Below are 15,135 nucleotides of genomic sequence, written 5' to 3'. Positions count from 1 at the left end.
ATGACCGATTCGCCGTCCTCCTCTCTTCCGGCCGGGCTGCCGCGCCTCGACCGCTGCGCCGTGATGGGCGTGGTCAACGTCACGCCCGACTCCTTCTCGGACGGCGGGATGTGGTTCGATCCCGCCAGGGCGATCGCGCACGGGCTGGCCCTGCGGGCCCGCGGCGCGGACCTGGTGGACGTCGGCGGCGAGTCCACCCGGCCCGGGACCCAGCGGGTGCCCGAGGACGAGGAGCTGCGCCGGGTGCTGCCGGTGGTCCGCGAACTGGCCGCCGCCGGGGTGGTGGTGTCCGTCGACACCATGCGGGCCTCGGTCGCCGAGCGGGCCGTCGAGGCCGGCGCCGCGATCGTGAACGACGTCTCCGGCGGCCTCGCCGATCCGGCGATGGCCCGAGTGGTCGCCGAGACCGGCGCCCCCTTCGTGGTCATGCACTGGCGCGGGCAGTCCGCCGACATGGACCGGCTGGCCGTCTACCAGGACGTCGTACGGGACGTGGTCGCCGAGCTGACCGGGCGGATGGACGCGCTGCTGGCCGCCGGGGTCAAGGAGGACCAGCTGGTCCTCGACCCGGGGCTCGGCTTCGCCAAGACCGCCGAGCACAACTGGGCGCTGCTCGGCCGACTGGACGCGCTCACCGCGCTCGGCCGCCCCGTCCTCGTCGCGGCTTCGCGCAAGCGGTTCCTGGGTACGCTGCTCGCCGACCCGGAAACCGGGGAGCTGCGCCCGGCCCGTGAGCGGGACGACGCGACCGCCGCGGTCTCGGTGCTCTCGGCCCAGGCCGGAGCCTGGGCGGTACGGGTGCACGACGTGTCCGGAACGGCGGACGCCGTCCGCGTGGTCGCGGCCTGGCAGCGCGCGGCGCGGCTGGGGTGAGGGAGGGTCTGTGACAGGTGACGGCAGGTTGAGCGGCGGTACGGCCGGAAGGGCCCGGGAGGTGGACCTGGAGGCGGTGCTCGCGGCGAACCGGGCGTTCTACGAAGCGCTGGAGCGGGGGGACGTCGAGGCCGTCGAGGAGGCCTGGCTGGGGCCCGAGCACGCCGACGACAAGGGCGGCGTGGTCTGTGTGCACCCCGGCTGGCCGGTGCTGCGCGGGCGGGCCCAGGTGACCCGCTCGTACATGCTGATCATGATGAACACGGAGTACATCCAGTTCTTCCTGACCGATGTCGAGGCCGAGGTCCACGGTGATGTGGCCCTTGTCACGTGCACCGAGAACATCCTCTCCGGCGGCGAGGCGGAGGAGGAGGGCGAACTCGGACCGCTGGTCGGCGGAAAGGTCGTGTCGAGCAATCTGTTCCGTCGTACCCCGGCAGGGTGGAAGCTCTGGTCGCACCACGGTTCACCCGTTCTGACCAGCGGCGACGAGGACGACGAGGACTGATTCCGGGGTCTGCGGAAAACCTCTGCCGGATGGTTGCCGGGGAATTTCCGAGTGGTCACCGAACGTTCACGTCAAGCGCCATTCCGGCGCGCGTGGCGACGGTTCGTGCCGGGTAGGACGGTCAGGCGTTGTCCGCGCTCGCGGGTAGATTCGAAACGGAGTGGCGGGCGTGCTGCCCGCCTTCGCCCTGCCTGTCGCCTTTCTCCGGGTGGGGCCCGTCCGACTGGGAGCAGTGATTCGTTTGCTGGACCGCGTCACCCTGCGGGGGCTGCGAGCCCGGGGCCACCACGGCGTCTTCGAGCGCGAGCGCGTCGAGGGCCAGACCTTCGTGGTCGATCTCGTGCTGTACCTGGACACCCGCCCCGCCGCGTCCGGAGACGACCTCACCCGCACGGCGCACTACGGCATCGTGGCCGAGGAGGTCACCGCGATCATCGCCGGGGAACCGGTCGACCTGATCGAGACCCTGGCGCAGCGGATCGCCGACCAGTGCCTCAAGCACGACGCGGTCGAGGAGGTCGAGGTCACCGTCCACAAGCCGGACGCCCCGATCACCGTGCCGTTCGATGACGTGACCGTGACCATCCACCGGGGCCGCGCATGACCCCCACCGCGCGCCTGGTTTCCGATGCAGAGGGACTTCTTCGATGAACAGCAGTGACCCGATCGCCGAGCCGAACGCGTTCGACCTGGAGAGCCGGGTGGACTCCGCCGACACCACGCTGCACAGCCAGCGTTGTGCGGTGATCGCGCTCGGGAGCAACCTGGGCAACCGGCTGGACACCCTCCAGGGTGCCCTCGACGCGCTCGCCGACACCCCCGGGCTGAAGATCAAGGCCGTCTCGGCGGTCTACGAGACCGAGGCCGTCGGCGGCCCGGAGGAACAGCCCAACTACTACAACGCGGTCGTGGTGCTGCGCACCACGCTGCCCCCGCGGGACCTGCTGGAGCGCGGCAACGCGATCGAGGACGCCTTCGGGCGGGTCCGGGAGGTCCGCTGGGGCGCGCGCACCCTGGACGTCGACATCCTGACCTACGAGGGCGTGCTCAGCGAGGACCCGCAGCTGCTGCTCCCGCACCCGCGCTCGCACGAGCGGGCCTTCGTGCTGGCCCCGTGGCTGGATGCCCAGCCGGAGGCCGAGGTGCCCGGGCACGGGCAGGTCGCCGCGCTGCTGGCGGCGCTCGGCGGCCCGGACGCGCAGGGCGTGAAGCGGCGCGACGACATCCGGCTGACGCTGCCGGAGTAGTGCCGGGAGCGGCGCCGGGCCGGACGGCGCGGCCGGGCCGGCCGGTCGGGTCGGGAACTCGGCCGGGGGCCCCGGCCGTACGAGTAGATGTCCGCCCGTCCGGTCCCGGTACGGTGGCCTGACGCCGTCGTTCCGGGCCACCGGGCGGGCGGTCGGCTCTGGACCCCGGGAAGGACCTCCTCCGCGTGAAGCTGCTTCGCCTCCGCCTGCTGATCGGCATCACCGCCGCGACGACGGCGCTGTCCTGGGCCGGCTCCAAGCTCTGGGCCTCCCTGGACACGCTGCCGGCCGTGCCCGCCGCGGCGCCGGTGGTGCTGGCGGCGGTGGCGGTGATCCTGCTGGCGACCGCGATCTCCCTGCGGTCCCGGCTGAAGGCGGTGCGCGAGCGGCAGCCCGGCGCGAAGGGGGTCGACCCGCTGCTGGCGGCCCGGGCGGTGGTGCTCGGACAGGCCAGCGCGCTGGTCTCCGCGGTGGTCACCGGCATCTACGCGGGCGCCGGGATCTACCTGCTCGGCGAGCTGGACGTGCCGGCCCGCAAGGACCAGGCGGTCACCGCGGGGCTCGCGGTGCTGGCGGGGGCGGCGGTGATCGCGGCGGCGCTGTGGGTGCAGCACGTGTGCAAGCTGCCGGAGAACCACGACGACCCGAGCGGTCCGGCGGCCTCGCACCGCTGAACGGGCCCCGGTCGACCCGAGAGCGACCCCCGATCGCCCTCCGATCGCCGTCCGATCGCCTCCGATCGCGCCGGCTCGGGCGGCACATCGCTGAGCAGGGCTTTTTTCGTGATCTTGAGTGAAAAGCCGGGCACGTGCGGGAGAAACCGCGCACTGTCAAGGGCGGAAGGGGACCCTGGGCTGACACGCCCCCAATTCGCACGCTAGTTTCTTGGCATGTCTCGCGGACGCCACCGTCATTCCTCCGTCCTCGGCCGGGTCTTCCCCCCCACCGCCGCCGGCGTACTGCTGGTCGCCGCACTGGCCGCTCTGCTGTTCAGTCAGGACACCATCCTGGTGCGCTCGGTGGGCATCGCCGCCCTGATCGCCACCCTCGGCTTCGCCGTGCTGCTGCGGCAGCGGGACAAGGCGGCCCGGGCGGCCGCCGAGATGTCCGCCGCGCAGCGGATGCGGGCCGAGGAGCGGTTCGAGGAGCAGCTCGCCGAGGCCGAGTACGCGGCCGAGGTCGCCGAGGAGCGGGCCACCCGCTTCGGGCGGCGGCTGACGGCGGAGAAGTCGCGGCTGGCCAAGGCCGAGACCGAGATCGCCCGGCTGCTGCGGGAGCGGGCCGTCGCCGTGGCCGAGCAGGCGCTCAAGGAGGCCGAGGCGGCCCAGCGGGCGCTCGCCGCGAGCCGTCCCAAGTACCCGGCCAGCCCGGCCGCGTTCGTCCGCGCCGCGTCCGTGCTGCGGCTGTTGGAGCGACGTGCCGCCGAGCAGGAGGCGCTGCGGGAGCGTACGGCGGGTGCGGAGGTCGCGCTGCGCGCGCGCACCGCTCCGGCCGCCCTGGCCGCGCCTGCTGCTCCGGCTGCGACCGCTGCTCCGGCCGCTCCGGCTGCTCCGGCCGCGACCGCCGTGACCGCGGCGCCCGTCCCGTCGGTGGTGCCGACGCCCAAGCCGGTCGCCGTGCCGGCTCCGGTGGCGCCCTCGGTGCCCACGCCGGCGCAGGCACCGTCGGCCGGGGCCTCCTCGGCCGAGGCCGGGACCGAGGCCCCGGCCGGCCGGACGCCGGTGCCGCCCACGCCGCTGCGCCCGGCGCTGACCGCGACGGTGGGTCAGCTCGGCGGGGCGCCGGTCGCTCCGGCCGCCGGGCCGGCACCGGTGGAGCGGCAGCGGCCGCGTCCGGCGCAGTCCGGGCAGACCCGTGGGCCGGGGTTCAGCTTCTTCGGCCGCGGTACGGGCGCGGCGGTTCGGGCGGCCGCTCCGGCGCCGGCGGTGGGCAGCGTCGCCGAGCTGGAGGAGCGCGCGGACCTGGCGGACGTGGTGGGCGACGAGGCGGTGGCCGCCAAGGCGAAGGCCGAGGCCCAGCAGGCCCGGGAGGCGCAGGAGGCCCGGGAGGTCCTGGAGGGCGCCTCGGCGGCCCGGCCCGCGCGTTCCGAGCAGCCGGCCGGTTCCGAGGACGCGGAGCAGGACGGGCCGACCGTGGTGGACCTGACGCCCGAGGACGAGACCGAGCTGATCGAGCTGCCGGAGCTGCGCGCCTCGCGCTGAGCACCGAACGGAAACGCCGCGGCGCGGGTAGTCGGACGGATCGACTTCCCGCGCCGCGGCGTTTCCGGGCCCTGCTGCGTCAGATCTGGACGCCGAAGTCCTGGGCGATGCCGGCCAGGCCGGAGGCGTAGCCCTGGCCGACGGCACGGAACTTCCACTCGCCGTTGTTGCGGTAGAGCTCGCCGAAGATCATCGCGGTCTCGGTGGCGGCGTCCTCGGAGAGGTCGTAGCGGGCGATCTCGGCGCCGCCGGCCGCGTTCACCACGCGGATGTAGGCGTTGCGGACCTGGCCGAAGTTCTGGCCGCGGGCGACGCCGTCGTAGATGGTGACCGGGAAGGTGATCTTGGCGGCCTCGGCGGGCAGGCCGGCCAGATTGACGTTGATCGACTCGTCGTCGCCGACGCCCTCGCCGGTCCGGTTGTCACCGGTGTGCACGACGGTGTTGTCCGGGGTGCTGGTGTTGTTGAAGAACACGAAGTGCGCGTTGGACAGCACCTTGCCGTCCGCGTTCAGGACGATCGCGCTGGCGTCGAGGTCGAATTCGGCGCCGGTGGTGGTGCGGACGTCCCAGCCCAGACCGACGCTGACCGCGGACAGGCCGGGGGCCTCCTTGGTCAGCGAGACGTTGCCACCCTTGGAGAGGCTCACTGGCATGGCGATTGCAGTCCCTTCGTTCGCTTTTCCCGGGACAACGCAATACTCCGCCGGCTTGGTTCCGTTGATCCCGTGAATTCTTCGTGAGGCGTCAAACCCGGGCAAAGGACCGGCAAAGTAGGGGTCGAGGTGCTCGGTTCCGGGCGTCAGACCCGGGGGAAGCGGCCCTGCAGCGTCCAGATGTTCGGGTTGTCGGCCAGGTCGGGGTGCATGTCGAACAGGTCGGCGAGGGTGTCCTGGAGGAAGTCCCGGGCCTCGCGCCGCAGCTCGCTGTGCCGGACCACGGCGGCCGGCTCGTCCCGCAGCCAGGTGGCGGTGATCTCGACCCAGTTGAAGCGGCGGGCGAAGCGCAGCAGCTCGGTGTTCTGGGTGAAGTCGAGGTCGGCGGTCTGCACCCGGGCGGCCCGGGAGCCGTCCGGGTCGCGGTCGAGCTGCTCGACGATGTCGCACAGCGCCCAGGCGAAGTCCAGCACGGGCACCCAGCCCCAGCGGGTGGACAGCTCGGCGCCCTCGGCGTCCAGGTAGACGTCGCCGCAGAACAGGTCGTACCGCAGCGCGCGCACGGGGGCGGTGCGGTAGTCGGTCTGCGGGGGGTCGGGGAAGCGGTTGGAGAGGGAGTAGCCGAGCTCGATCACGTAGGCCATTGTCGGGGCTCGGGGCGGACCACCGATAACCGGGTGACCGGGCGGGGGGTGCGCGGGATGATGGGCCCATGTCCGAGCCCATCCGCGTACGGGGGTCGGTGGTCGTCCCCGACGCCGAGCTCGTCTGGCGCTTCTCGCGTTCCTCCGGCCCCGGCGGCCAGCACGTCAACACCTCCGACTCCAAGGTCGAGCTGCGTTACGACGTGGCCGCCTCGAAGGCGCTGCCCGAGGTGTGGCGCACCCGCGCCCTGGAGCGGCTGGCGCACCGGCTGGTGGACGGCCGGGTGCTGGTGGTCCAGGCCTCGGAGTTCCGCTCGCAGTGGCGCAACCGGGAGGCGGCCGCGGCCCGGTTGGCGGCGGTGCTGAGCGAGGCGTGCGCGCCGCCGCCGAAGGCCCGCCGGGCGACCCGGCCGAGCCGGGGGATGGTCGAGCGGCGGCTGAGCAACAAGCGGCACCGCTCCGAGCTGAAGCAGGGGCGCCGGTCGCCGCGCGGCGAGTAGCCCGGCCCGTGGACCGGGCCCGGTCTCAGCCCAGGGTGCGGTAGCCGCCGCGGAAGTAGAGCAGCGGCCGGCCGCCGGGGGTGGGGACGGTGGCCTCCAGGACGCGGCCGACCAGCAGGATGTGGTCGCCCGCGGGTATCCGCTGTTCGGTGCGGCACTCGACGGTGGCCAGCGCGCCCTCGACCAGCGGGGCGCCGGTGTGCGCGCCGCGGCGGTGCGGGGTCTCCGCGAACAGCAGCCGGTCGCTGAGCCGGCCCTTCATGGCGAAGCGCGAGCCGAGCGTCTTCTGCCCCTCGGCGAGCACCGAGACCGCCCAGGTGTCGTTCCGGGAGAGCACCTCGTCCATCCGGGAGTCCTCGCGGACCGAGATCAGCACCAGGGGCGGGTCCAGGGACACCGAGAGGAACGAGGTGGCCGTCATGCCGACGTCCTCGCCGTCCTCCTCGTCGTGGACGGTCACCAGGCTCACGCCGGCGGCGAGCTGGGAGAGTGCTGCCCGGAACTCGTCGGGCGTGGCGTGGGGGGCAGCTTCGGGCTGCGGCGACGGGTACACGTACCGCACGGTAGTCGTCGCCGGCGGGAAACGGCATCGGGCCGTGGTCGTAGGACCACCGCACCACGTCCGTTCCGGTCCGGGCGTGCTCACTCCCAGGAGTGAAGCGGGAGGACCGGCGGGCGCAGTGGACTTCAGCGCGCGCCCGATGCGGTCGACCACGAGAAATGTCCTGATAGCGCTTTATGTACCGCTGTGGGACGGATGAACTGATTAAGGGTGCATTAGTCTCGTGTGATTTAAGTCACAAGTGGTGGCCTATTGCTGACCGAGCGTGCCGAACGCTGTGCTCCCTGTGATTCAGTTCTTCTGGCAATCGGACGATAACCAATCAAGAACTATCCGAAGCAGCCGGGGAGCCCCCGCATGGAAGCCGAGTCGGAGCCGTACGTCCGTCTCGCGACCCTCCGCACCTTGCACCGGGTCGTGGCGGACCTCAACGCTGCCCGCAGCCTGGCGGGCACGCTGCAGGCCGTCGTCGAGGGCGCGGTGCACGGACTCGGCTTCGACGCCGCCGCGGTCAGCCTGGTGCGGCCGGACGGCGACCTCGTGGTGGCGGCCGTCTGGGAGCTGGAGGAGAGCCCGATGGGCGGGCCCTCGGTGCTGCTCGGCCAGGTCGGATCGCGGGAGTCCTGGGACCGGCTGCTCGGCGTCAGCGACCACTGGGGCACGCTGCGCTTCCTGCCGTACGACCGCGGCTGGGCGGTCGCCAGCGACATCCCGCGCTGGATCGGGGACGGCCCGCTGCCCGTCTACGCCAACGACTGGCACCCCGCCGACGGGCTGCTCGCCCCGATGTACAGCGCCGGCGGCGACCTGCTCGGCGTCCTCTCGGTGGACCGCCCGCGCAGCGGCAAGCGGCCCGGGGCGTGGACCCGCGAAGCCCTGGAGATGTTCTCGCTGCAGGCCTCCATCGCGATCGGCAACGCCCGGCTGCGGGCCGAGATGCAGCGCGCGCTGGCCCGGCTGGAGAAGGAGCAGCAGGCCCTGCGGGCCAGCGAGGAGAGCTTCCGTCAGGCCTTCGAGTACGCCCCCAGCGGGATGGCCATCACCGAGCTGCACGGCGCCGGGCGCGGTCAGCTGACCCGGGTCAACGACGCGCTGTGTCGGCTGCTCGGCCGCCCGCGCGCGGTGCTGCGCCAGCAGAGTTTCGCCGACCTCGTCCACCCCGAGGACCGCGCCCTGTTGGAACGCACCAGCGCCGAGAGCGGCCGGGCCGAACTGCGGCTGTCCCGGCGGGACGGCGGCTACCAGTGGGTCTGTCTGCGCAACTCGATCGTGGCGGACGCGGCCGAGGGGCCCAGCTTCCTGCTCACCCACGTCGAGGACATCGAGGACCGCAAGCGCCACGAGCTCCAGCTCGCCCACCGGGCCAGCCACGACGCGCTCACCGGCCTGCCCAACGGCGCCGAGCTCAAGGCCCGGCTGGCCCGCCGGCTCTGCGCCGAGCCCCAGCCGGTCGGCGCTGCCGCCAAGTCCGGCGAGGCCGGCTATCCGCAGCCGTACGGCTACCCGGCCGACTCCTACAGCGCGCACACCGCGTACGAGGGCCTGGAGGGCGTGGACCCGTACGCCGGACCGGCGCACGGCTACGGGCCGGTCGAGGGCGGTCCGCCGCCGGGGCTCGGCGCGGGCTACGGGGAGCACGTGCACGCCGTGGTCCCGGCCGAGTACGGGCCGGGTGGCGACGCCTGGTCGGCGCCGTTCCGCTCCGGCGCGGCGGCGCCGGTGGACAAGGGGCTCGCGGTGCTCTTCTGCGACCTGGACGGCTTCAAGTCGATCAACGACCGGTTCGGGCACAACGCGGGCGACTCGGTGCTGGTCGAGGTCGCCCGGCGGCTGAGCGGGGCGGTCCGGGACGGTGACACGGTCGCCCGGCTGGGCGGCGACGAGTTCGTGGTGCTGGCCGACGGGATCGGCCGCGAGGAGGCCAAGGACCTCGCCCACCGGCTGCGCAACGCGATCATCCCGCCGATGCGGATCGACGGCCGGGCGATGCGGGTCGGGGTGAGCCTCGGAATCGGCTGGGCCGGCTGCGGGATGAGCATCGAGGAGGTGCTGCACACCGCGGACGAGCGGATGTACGACGAGAAGCGGGCCCGGGGCGGCGCGGTGCGGGGCGCGCGGGGAGAGCGCTCGCACCGGCGCGCGGGCTGACGGCGACCGCCGGGCGCACGCGGGTCGGTCGGGTGCCGACCACTCGGGGACGCGCAGGTTACCCACGGGTTGTCAAGGGTTCTTTTCCCGCTGTCAGGTACGGCAGGTAGGGTGCGCGGTACGACAGCGTCCATGATCTGCGCCGCCCGCAGCGCGGCGGCGCGCACCGGATGGGGGAACAGACCACCGTGACGACCGCCGGCGACAACGGAGTGCCCGAGAGCCAGGGGGGCGGTGCCCCACAGGACGACGACCCGTTCGGCTACCTCTACCGCCCGGCCGACGGCTCCACCGGACAGCCGGCCGAGCCGCAGCAGGGAGTTCCCCGGACGCCGTACAGCCGGCCGATGGAGGTCGGGCGGGCGCAGTACGGCCCGCCGCGCGCCCAGCAGCCGTACGGCCAGCCCGGTGCGGCGCAGTCGCCGTACGGCCAGCCCGGGATGCCGCCGCAGGGCCCGTACGGTCAGCCGGGTGTACCGCCGCAGCACAGCGAGTACGGCGCGCCCGCCCAGCGGTCCCGCTACGCCGAGCACTCCCGGCCGCAGCCGGGGGACGAGCGGCCGAGCAGCGGCCGGAGCAAGGGCGCGGTGATCGGCGCGGTCGCCGTGGTCGCGGCGATCGCGATCGGTGCCGGGATCGCGCTCTCCACCGGCGACCGGGACGGCGACAAGGGCGCCAAGGGCGGCACCACGACCGCCGCCCCGCCGGCCCCCACCACCGCGGCGAGCAGCACGGCCAGCGGGACGGCCTCGCCCTCGGCGAGCGCCACCGCCACCGACGGGCCGTCGACCGTGGACGCCGGTCAGCTGCAGGGCCAGAACGCGCCGTCGGGCAACAGCGTCAAGGGCGCCAAGTCCGCCGACGGCAGCTACCTGACGCTCCAGCAGGGCGGTTCGGTGACCTGGAACGGCCAGGTCGCCACGGCCGGGACGTACAAGCTCACCGTGCACTACAACAACGCCGGGGCGGACGTGAAGGGCGCGGCCTCGGTCAACGGCAAGGACTGGCCGAGCGGGCTGACGTACAAGAACTACTCGCCCGGCAAGGACCCGGCGTCGTCCTGGTACACCACCTGGATACTGCCGCAGTTCCAGGCGGGGGCGAACTCGGTCACCTTCACGGTGCCCTCCGGACCGGTCCTGATCGACCAGATCACGGTCGAGCCGAGCAGCTGAGACCGGCGCCGCGGACCTGGGAACGGCCGCCCGCCCCTTCGGGGGAGGGCGGCCGTCGCCGTTCGGTCAGGCGGACCTGACGGTGGGGAACCTGTCGCCGCCCAGGACCCAGCGGCCCTGGCGCATGACGGCGACCAGGTCGTAGCCGGTGGAGTCGACCACGACCAGGTCGGCGAGCTTGCCGGTCTCCAGGGAGCCGACCGAGTCGGCGAGGCCGAGCAGGCGGGCCGGGGTGGCGCAGAGCGACTCGACGGCCTGGTCGAGGGTCAGGCCGTTGACGGTGACCGAGCGCTTGAAGGCCACGTCCAGGGTGAGCGTGGAGCCGGCGATCGCGCCGCCCTCGACCAGCCGGGCCACCCCGTTCTCGACCCGGACCTGGAGGGGGCCGAGGGGGTAGAGGCCGTCGCCCATGCCGGCGGCGCCCATGGCGTCGGTGATCAGGGCGACGCGGTCGGGGCCGGCGGTGCGGTAGGCGAGGTCGAGGACGGAGGGGTGGAGGTGGACGCCGTCGTTGATGAGTTCGACGGTGACGCGCTCGTCCTCCAGCAGCGCCACGATGGGGCCGGGGGCACGGTGGGCGATGCCGGGCATGGCGTTGAAGAGGTGGGTGGCGACGGTGGCGCCGGCGTCGACGGCTTCGAGGGTGGTGGGGTAGTCGGAGTCGGTGTGGCCGACGGCGGCGATGACGCCGAGGTCGGCGAGCATGCGTACGGAGTCCAGGCCGCCGGGGAGTTCGGGGGCGAGGGTGACCATCCTGGCGTGGCCGCGGGCGGCGTCGACGAGCTTGCGGACGAGGGCGGGGTCGGGGTCGCGCAGCAGGTCGGGGCGGTGGGCGCCGCAGCGGTTGTGGGAGATGAAGGGGCCCTCGAAGTGGACGCCGGCGAGGACGCCGTCCTCGACGAGTTCGGAGAGCACGGCGGCCTGACGGGCGATGTCGTCGATCTCACCGGTGACGGTGGAGGCCATCGTGGTGGTGGTGCCGTGTTCGAGGTGGGTGCGGGCCGCGAGCAGGGCCTCCTCGGCGATGCCGGAGGCGTAGGAGGCGCCGCCGCCGCCGTGCACGTGCAGGTCGACGAAACCGGGGACGACGGTGTGGCCGGTCAGGTCGAGGTCACCCGGCTGCGGCCCGCCGCTCGTGACGGCGGCGATTCGGGCCCCCTCGACGGTGAGGCGGTCGCCCTCGACGACGCCGCCGGGCAGGACCAGTCGGGCGCCGGCCAGGGCAGTACGGTCACGGTCCGCGGTGGTCACGCGGTCACCTCCATCGAGAGCAGGTCCCATGCGAGCAGACCCGCTCCCAGGGACGCGGCGGTGTCTTTGAGCATGGCTGGTACGACCTTCGGGGGCATCTGGAAGGTCAGGCGCTCGGTGACCGCCGCGCGCAGCGGGGTGAAGAGCGTGTCACCGGCCTCGGCCAGCCCGCCGCCGACGATCACCGTGGACGGGTCGAGCAGGCTCTGGGCGAGCACGATGCCGTCCGCCAGCGCCTCGACCGCCTCCTGCCAGACCGCCCGGGCACGTTCGTCCCCGGCGTCCACCGCGGCGGCGCAGGATGCCGCGTCGGCGCCGGGGTCGCCACTGGCCTCGGCCCAGGCGCGGGAGACGGCGGAGGCCGAGGCCAGCGTCTCCAGGCAGCCGCGGGCGCCGCAGCCGCACCGCGGGCCGCCCGGGCGGACCACGACGTGGCCGATCTCGCCGCCGTAGCCGTGCGCGCCGGCCTCGATCCGGCCGTCGATGCCGATGGCGCCGGCGATGCCGGTGCCCAGGGCGATGAACAGGAAGCGGTCGACGCCGCGGCCGGCTCCGAGCCGGCCCTCGGCCAGGCCGCCCGACCGCACGTCGTGGCCGAGCGCCACCGGCATCGCGGGGCCGCCGGGGGCGGCCAGCCGCTCGCCGAGCAGCTTGCGCATCGGGAGGTCGCGCCAGCCGAGGTTGGCGGAGAAGATCGCGATCCCGTTCTTCTCGTCGATCGTGCCGGGGACGGCCACGCCGGCCGCCGCCGGGGCGACGCCGAAGCGGGCACGGCCCTCGTCGGCCAGGTCGGCGGCGAAGCCGAGGACGGTGGCGACGACGGCGTCGGTGCCGTGCTCCCGCCCGGTCGGCCGGCGTGCTTCGAACAGCACGGAGCCGTCCTGGGCGAGCAGCGCGGCCTTCATGCCGGTGCCGCCTACATCGAGTGCGATGACGTGCTTCACGGAGGACAGTTTCCCTTGGTCGGGTAGAAGAGGTCTAGTCCAGTTGTCGGATTGGTCTGGTCCATACTGGGTGAGCTTTGTCTCGGCTGCGGGGGTGTGCGGGGCTTTGCGTCGCGGGGTCGGAGGAGGGCCTCCGACCGCCCTTTGTTGCGCATCGTGCAACGAAACGGGGCACTTCGGTAACTACTCGGCAGGTGGGGCCGATTGGTGTGGACCAGTGAGCGGGCGGTTTGGCAGTCTTGCCGCTCCCCTGCCGGATTCCCTCATCCGGCCGTATTTCCCCCGAAGGCGGTACCCGCGTTGGACAGGCGCGCCCACGTTTCCATCCGTGTGCTCGGAACGGCGCTGGCCGGAGCACTCGTGCTCACCGCGGTCAGCGCGTGCAGCGGGCAGGGCGGCGGGCCGGTCACGCTCAAGCTGGTCGCCGCGGACTACGGGGAGAACGCCGAGACCAGCTCCAAGCACTACTGGGACGACGTCTCCAAGGCCTTCGAGGCGACCAACCCCGGCATCAAGGTCCAGGTCGAGGTGGACAGCTGGACCGACATCGGCAAGAAGGTCGACGACATGATCGCGGCCGGGAAGACGCCGGACCTGCTGCAGACCGGCGGGTTCGCGGACCAGGTCGCGGCGGACCGGCTGTACCCGGCCGCCGACGTGCTCTCCATGGACACCCAGGCCAAGTTCATGGACAACTTCGCGCACGCCGGGCAGGTGCTGGGCACCCAGTACGGGATCCCGTTCGTGTCGTCCTCGCGGGTCCTCTTCTACAACAAGGCGATCTTCCGGCAGGCGGGGATCACCCAGCCGCCGACCACCTGGAACGAGCTCCGCGCGGCGGCCGAGAAGATCAAGGCCAAGGTGCCGGGGGTGACCCCGTACGGGCTGCCGCTCGGGCCCGAGGAGGCGCCGGCCGAGTCCATGCTGTGGACGCTGAGCGGCGGCGGCAGCCTGTCCGACGACGTCGGCAACTACACCATCGACAGCGACCAGAACCAGGCGACGTTCAGCTGGCTGAAGAACAACCTGGTGAGCACCGGGCTGACGTACCCGGACCCCGGCAAGATGAACCGCACGCCGGTGTTCCAGGACTTCGCGGCCGGGAAGGTCGCGATGCTCAACGGGCACCCGACGCTGCTGCGGATGGCGTCCGCCGGGAACATCGACTTCGGGACGGCGGCGATCCCGAAGAAGGACGGCGTCGGGCGGACCGGGAGCCTCGGGGTCGCGGACTGGATGATGGCGTTCAAGGCCAACGGGCACAAGAACGAGATCAAGAAGTTCCTGTCCTTCGTGTACGCCAAGGACTACCAGCTGAAGTTCGACGAGCAGTACAACCTGCTGCCGGTCACCCAGGACGCCTTCAACCAGATGTCCTCGGACCCCAAGCACGCGGACCTCAAGCAGTTCGCGGTCGGGCTGACCAACGCGAGCTTCTACCCGTTCGGGGACCCGGTCTGGGGTGAGGTCAGCAACCGGATCAAGGCGGGGATCGGGCAGGCGGTGACCGGGGATCCGAAGCAGGTACTCGGTGGGCTGCAGGACGCGGCGATGAAGGAAGCGGCCCGGGTCCGGAAGCAGTAGCCCGGAAGCAGTGGCCCGGAGTGGTGGGCCGGGAGTGGTCCGGGAGCAAGGGGGACCCGGGCGGGCGCTGGGGTCAGGGGAGGGTGATCGCGTAGGCCTTGCGGAGGGTCTCGTGGACCGTCCAGGTGGTGCGGTCGCCCTCGCGCAGGACGGCGCAGTCGCCGGGGCCGACGGTCAGGGTCGGGCCGCCGTCGATCTCGATGGTGGCCCGGCCGCTGAGCACCACGAACATCTCGTCGGCCTCGACGTCGGTGACCACGCCCGGGGTGATCTGCCAGATGCCGCGGAGCTGGCGGCCGTCGGGGGACTCGGAGAGGACCTTCCCGGTGACCTCGGGGGTGCCGGAGACGATCTGGGACGGGTCGAGGGGCTCGGGGGTCAGGTCGGCGGTGGGGATGTTCAGGGCGAAGCTCGTCATGAGGGCGACCGTAGTGCGGCGGGGGCCGGGGTGCGGGGCGCAGAGTGTGTCGGGGTTCGGCGGGAGAATGACACTTCGTAGGTCCGTGGGGGATGCGCGGAGGTGTCTTTCGGTGGGTGAGCTGAGTGAGCGGGAACGGGCGGTGCTGGCGCTGGAGGGGCGGCAGTGGCGGACGGCGGGGGCCAAGGAGCGGGCGATCCGGGAGGAGTTGGGGCTCTCCTCCACTCGGTACTACCAGGTGCTGAACGGGTTGTTGGACCGGGAGGAGGCTTTGGCTTTTGCTCCGGTGTTGGTGAATCGGTTGAGGCGGGTTCGGGAGGGGCGGCGGGCGGCTCGTTGACCGGGGTTGCTGTTGGGGGGGTGTTGGTTGTTCGGGGGGCTTTCGGGAGGGTGGGTGACGCCGGGGGCGGTGGAGGGGGTGGGTG

The 15,135-nt window shown here is 73.0% G+C and carries 17 protein-coding genes; 11 read left to right on the top strand and 6 right to left on the bottom strand.

All coding sequences use genetic code 11. The features are described from left to right. The 6 genes from folP (at position 1) to ACIRVF_RS39425 (ending at position 4,829) form a co-directional block, all read left to right on the top strand. Positions 1-873 carry a dihydropteroate synthase gene (gene folP / locus ACIRVF_RS39450; protein WP_402829262.1) on the top strand — a complete coding sequence of 291 codons (873 nt, stop codon included), beginning with the start codon at positions 1-3 and terminating at the stop codon, positions 871-873. Positions 874-901: 28 nt separating this feature from the next. Continuing rightward, a complete protein-coding gene (locus ACIRVF_RS39445) occupies positions 902-1,381 on the top strand; it encodes a nuclear transport factor 2 family protein (RefSeq protein ID WP_402829260.1) in 480 nt (159 codons plus the stop codon). 244 nt (positions 1,382-1,625) lie between these two features. Next, positions 1,626-1,985, top strand: coding sequence for a dihydroneopterin aldolase (gene folB, locus ACIRVF_RS39440; protein WP_030288941.1), 360 nt, complete (start codon positions 1,626-1,628; stop codon positions 1,983-1,985). Between the two features lie 43 nt (positions 1,986-2,028). After that, entirely contained in the window at positions 2,029-2,628 is a 600-nt protein-coding gene (gene folK / locus ACIRVF_RS39435) for a 2-amino-4-hydroxy-6-hydroxymethyldihydropteridine diphosphokinase (RefSeq protein WP_402829258.1), read from the top strand. A 185-nt stretch (positions 2,629-2,813) separates the two neighbouring features. Beyond that, positions 2,814-3,302, top strand: a complete 489-nt coding sequence (locus tag ACIRVF_RS39430) for a DUF3180 domain-containing protein (RefSeq protein WP_402829256.1) — start codon at positions 2,814-2,816, stop codon at positions 3,300-3,302. 216 nt (positions 3,303-3,518) lie between these two features. Beyond that, complete coding sequence (locus tag ACIRVF_RS39425) at positions 3,519-4,829, top strand: hypothetical protein (RefSeq protein WP_402829254.1); 1,311 nt, start codon at positions 3,519-3,521, stop codon at positions 4,827-4,829. 79 nt (positions 4,830-4,908) lie between these two features. Here ACIRVF_RS39425 and ACIRVF_RS39420 read toward each other — a convergent pair whose 3' ends face one another. Together ACIRVF_RS39420 and ACIRVF_RS39415 are read right to left on the bottom strand one after the other, a co-directional pair. Next, complete coding sequence (locus tag ACIRVF_RS39420) at positions 4,909-5,484, bottom strand: TerD family protein (protein ID WP_196948068.1); 576 nt, start codon at positions 5,482-5,484, stop codon at positions 4,909-4,911. 146 nt (positions 5,485-5,630) lie between these two features. Beyond that, the gene (locus tag ACIRVF_RS39415) at positions 5,631-6,128 is read right to left on the bottom strand and encodes a hypothetical protein (protein ID WP_391492151.1); all 498 of its coding nucleotides are present in this window, start codon (positions 6,126-6,128) and stop codon (positions 5,631-5,633) included. A 68-nt stretch (positions 6,129-6,196) separates the two neighbouring features. On the opposite strand from ACIRVF_RS39415, the gene arfB reads away from it, so the two are divergent. Beyond that, a complete protein-coding gene (arfB, locus tag ACIRVF_RS39410) occupies positions 6,197-6,628 on the top strand; it encodes an alternative ribosome rescue aminoacyl-tRNA hydrolase ArfB (RefSeq protein WP_402829250.1) in 432 nt (143 codons plus the stop codon). 25 nt (positions 6,629-6,653) lie between these two features. On the opposite strand, the gene ACIRVF_RS39405 is transcribed toward arfB, so the two are convergent. Then, the gene (locus ACIRVF_RS39405) at positions 6,654-7,190 is read right to left on the bottom strand and encodes a flavin reductase family protein (protein WP_402829249.1); all 537 of its coding nucleotides are present in this window, start codon (positions 7,188-7,190) and stop codon (positions 6,654-6,656) included. A gap of 357 nt (positions 7,191-7,547) precedes the next feature. Here ACIRVF_RS39405 and ACIRVF_RS39400 point away from each other — a divergent pair, with 357 nt between their 5' ends. Then, positions 7,548-9,338: a diguanylate cyclase domain-containing protein gene (locus ACIRVF_RS39400; protein ID WP_402829247.1), complete on the top strand. Its 1,791-nt coding sequence runs from the start codon at positions 7,548-7,550 to the stop codon at positions 9,336-9,338. 188 nt (positions 9,339-9,526) lie between these two features. After that, positions 9,527-10,513, top strand: coding sequence for a hypothetical protein (locus ACIRVF_RS39395; protein ID WP_402829246.1), 987 nt, complete (start codon positions 9,527-9,529; stop codon positions 10,511-10,513). A gap of 66 nt (positions 10,514-10,579) precedes the next feature. On the opposite strand, the gene nagA is transcribed toward ACIRVF_RS39395, so the two are convergent. After that, positions 10,580-11,794: an N-acetylglucosamine-6-phosphate deacetylase gene (gene nagA / locus ACIRVF_RS39390; RefSeq protein ID WP_402829244.1), complete on the bottom strand. Its 1,215-nt coding sequence runs from the start codon at positions 11,792-11,794 to the stop codon at positions 10,580-10,582. Continuing rightward, positions 11,761-12,708, bottom strand: a complete 948-nt coding sequence (locus ACIRVF_RS39385; RefSeq protein ID WP_402829242.1) for an ROK family protein — start codon at positions 12,706-12,708, stop codon at positions 11,761-11,763. The genes nagA and ACIRVF_RS39385 overlap by 34 nt, the downstream gene beginning before the upstream one ends. Before the next feature lie 300 nt (positions 12,709-13,008). Between ACIRVF_RS39385 and ACIRVF_RS39380 the strand changes: the two genes are divergently transcribed. Next, positions 13,009-14,292: an extracellular solute-binding protein gene (locus ACIRVF_RS39380; RefSeq protein ID WP_402829240.1), complete on the top strand. Its 1,284-nt coding sequence runs from the start codon at positions 13,009-13,011 to the stop codon at positions 14,290-14,292. Between the two features lie 73 nt (positions 14,293-14,365). On the opposite strand, the gene ACIRVF_RS39375 is transcribed toward ACIRVF_RS39380, so the two are convergent. Next, the gene (locus ACIRVF_RS39375; RefSeq protein ID WP_402829238.1) at positions 14,366-14,710 is read right to left on the bottom strand and encodes a cupin domain-containing protein; all 345 of its coding nucleotides are present in this window, start codon (positions 14,708-14,710) and stop codon (positions 14,366-14,368) included. Positions 14,711-14,777: 67 nt separating this feature from the next. Here ACIRVF_RS39375 and ACIRVF_RS39370 point away from each other — a divergent pair, with 67 nt between their 5' ends. Beyond that, positions 14,778-15,050 (top strand): DUF3263 domain-containing protein, encoded by a 273-nt coding sequence (locus tag ACIRVF_RS39370; RefSeq protein WP_402829236.1) that lies wholly within the window; start codon positions 14,778-14,780, stop codon positions 15,048-15,050. The last annotated feature ends 85 nt before the right edge of the window (positions 15,051-15,135 follow it).

Origin of the sequence: Kitasatospora sp. NPDC101157 (genome assembly GCF_044768255.1) — a bacterium.
GTDB lineage: Bacteria > Actinomycetota > Actinomycetes > Streptomycetales > Streptomycetaceae > Kitasatospora.
This window is presented reverse-complemented; position numbering and strand designations above follow the sequence as displayed.

Excerpts from the sequence above, each read along its gene's own strand:
- ACIRVF_RS39375 (WP_402829238.1), bottom strand. The coding sequence starts at position 14,710 with ATGACGAGCTTCGCCCTGAACATCCCCACCGCCGACCTGACCCCCGAG.
- folP (WP_402829262.1), top strand. The coding sequence starts at position 1 with ATGACCGATTCGCCGTCCTCCTCTCTTCCGGCCGGGCTGCCGCGCCTC.
- nagA (WP_402829244.1), bottom strand. The coding sequence starts at position 11,794 with ATGGGACCTGCTCTCGATGGAGGTGACCGCGTGACCACCGCGGACCGT.
- ACIRVF_RS39370 (WP_402829236.1), top strand. The coding sequence starts at position 14,778 with ATGACACTTCGTAGGTCCGTGGGGGATGCGCGGAGGTGTCTTTCGGTG.
- folK (WP_402829258.1), top strand. The coding sequence starts at position 2,029 with ATGAACAGCAGTGACCCGATCGCCGAGCCGAACGCGTTCGACCTGGAG.
- arfB (WP_402829250.1), top strand. The coding sequence starts at position 6,197 with ATGTCCGAGCCCATCCGCGTACGGGGGTCGGTGGTCGTCCCCGACGCC.
- ACIRVF_RS39415 (WP_391492151.1), bottom strand. The coding sequence starts at position 6,128 with ATGGCCTACGTGATCGAGCTCGGCTACTCCCTCTCCAACCGCTTCCCC.
- ACIRVF_RS39400 (WP_402829247.1), top strand. The coding sequence starts at position 7,548 with ATGGAAGCCGAGTCGGAGCCGTACGTCCGTCTCGCGACCCTCCGCACC.
- ACIRVF_RS39420 (WP_196948068.1), bottom strand. The coding sequence starts at position 5,484 with ATGCCAGTGAGCCTCTCCAAGGGTGGCAACGTCTCGCTGACCAAGGAG.
- ACIRVF_RS39425 (WP_402829254.1), top strand. The coding sequence starts at position 3,519 with ATGTCTCGCGGACGCCACCGTCATTCCTCCGTCCTCGGCCGGGTCTTC.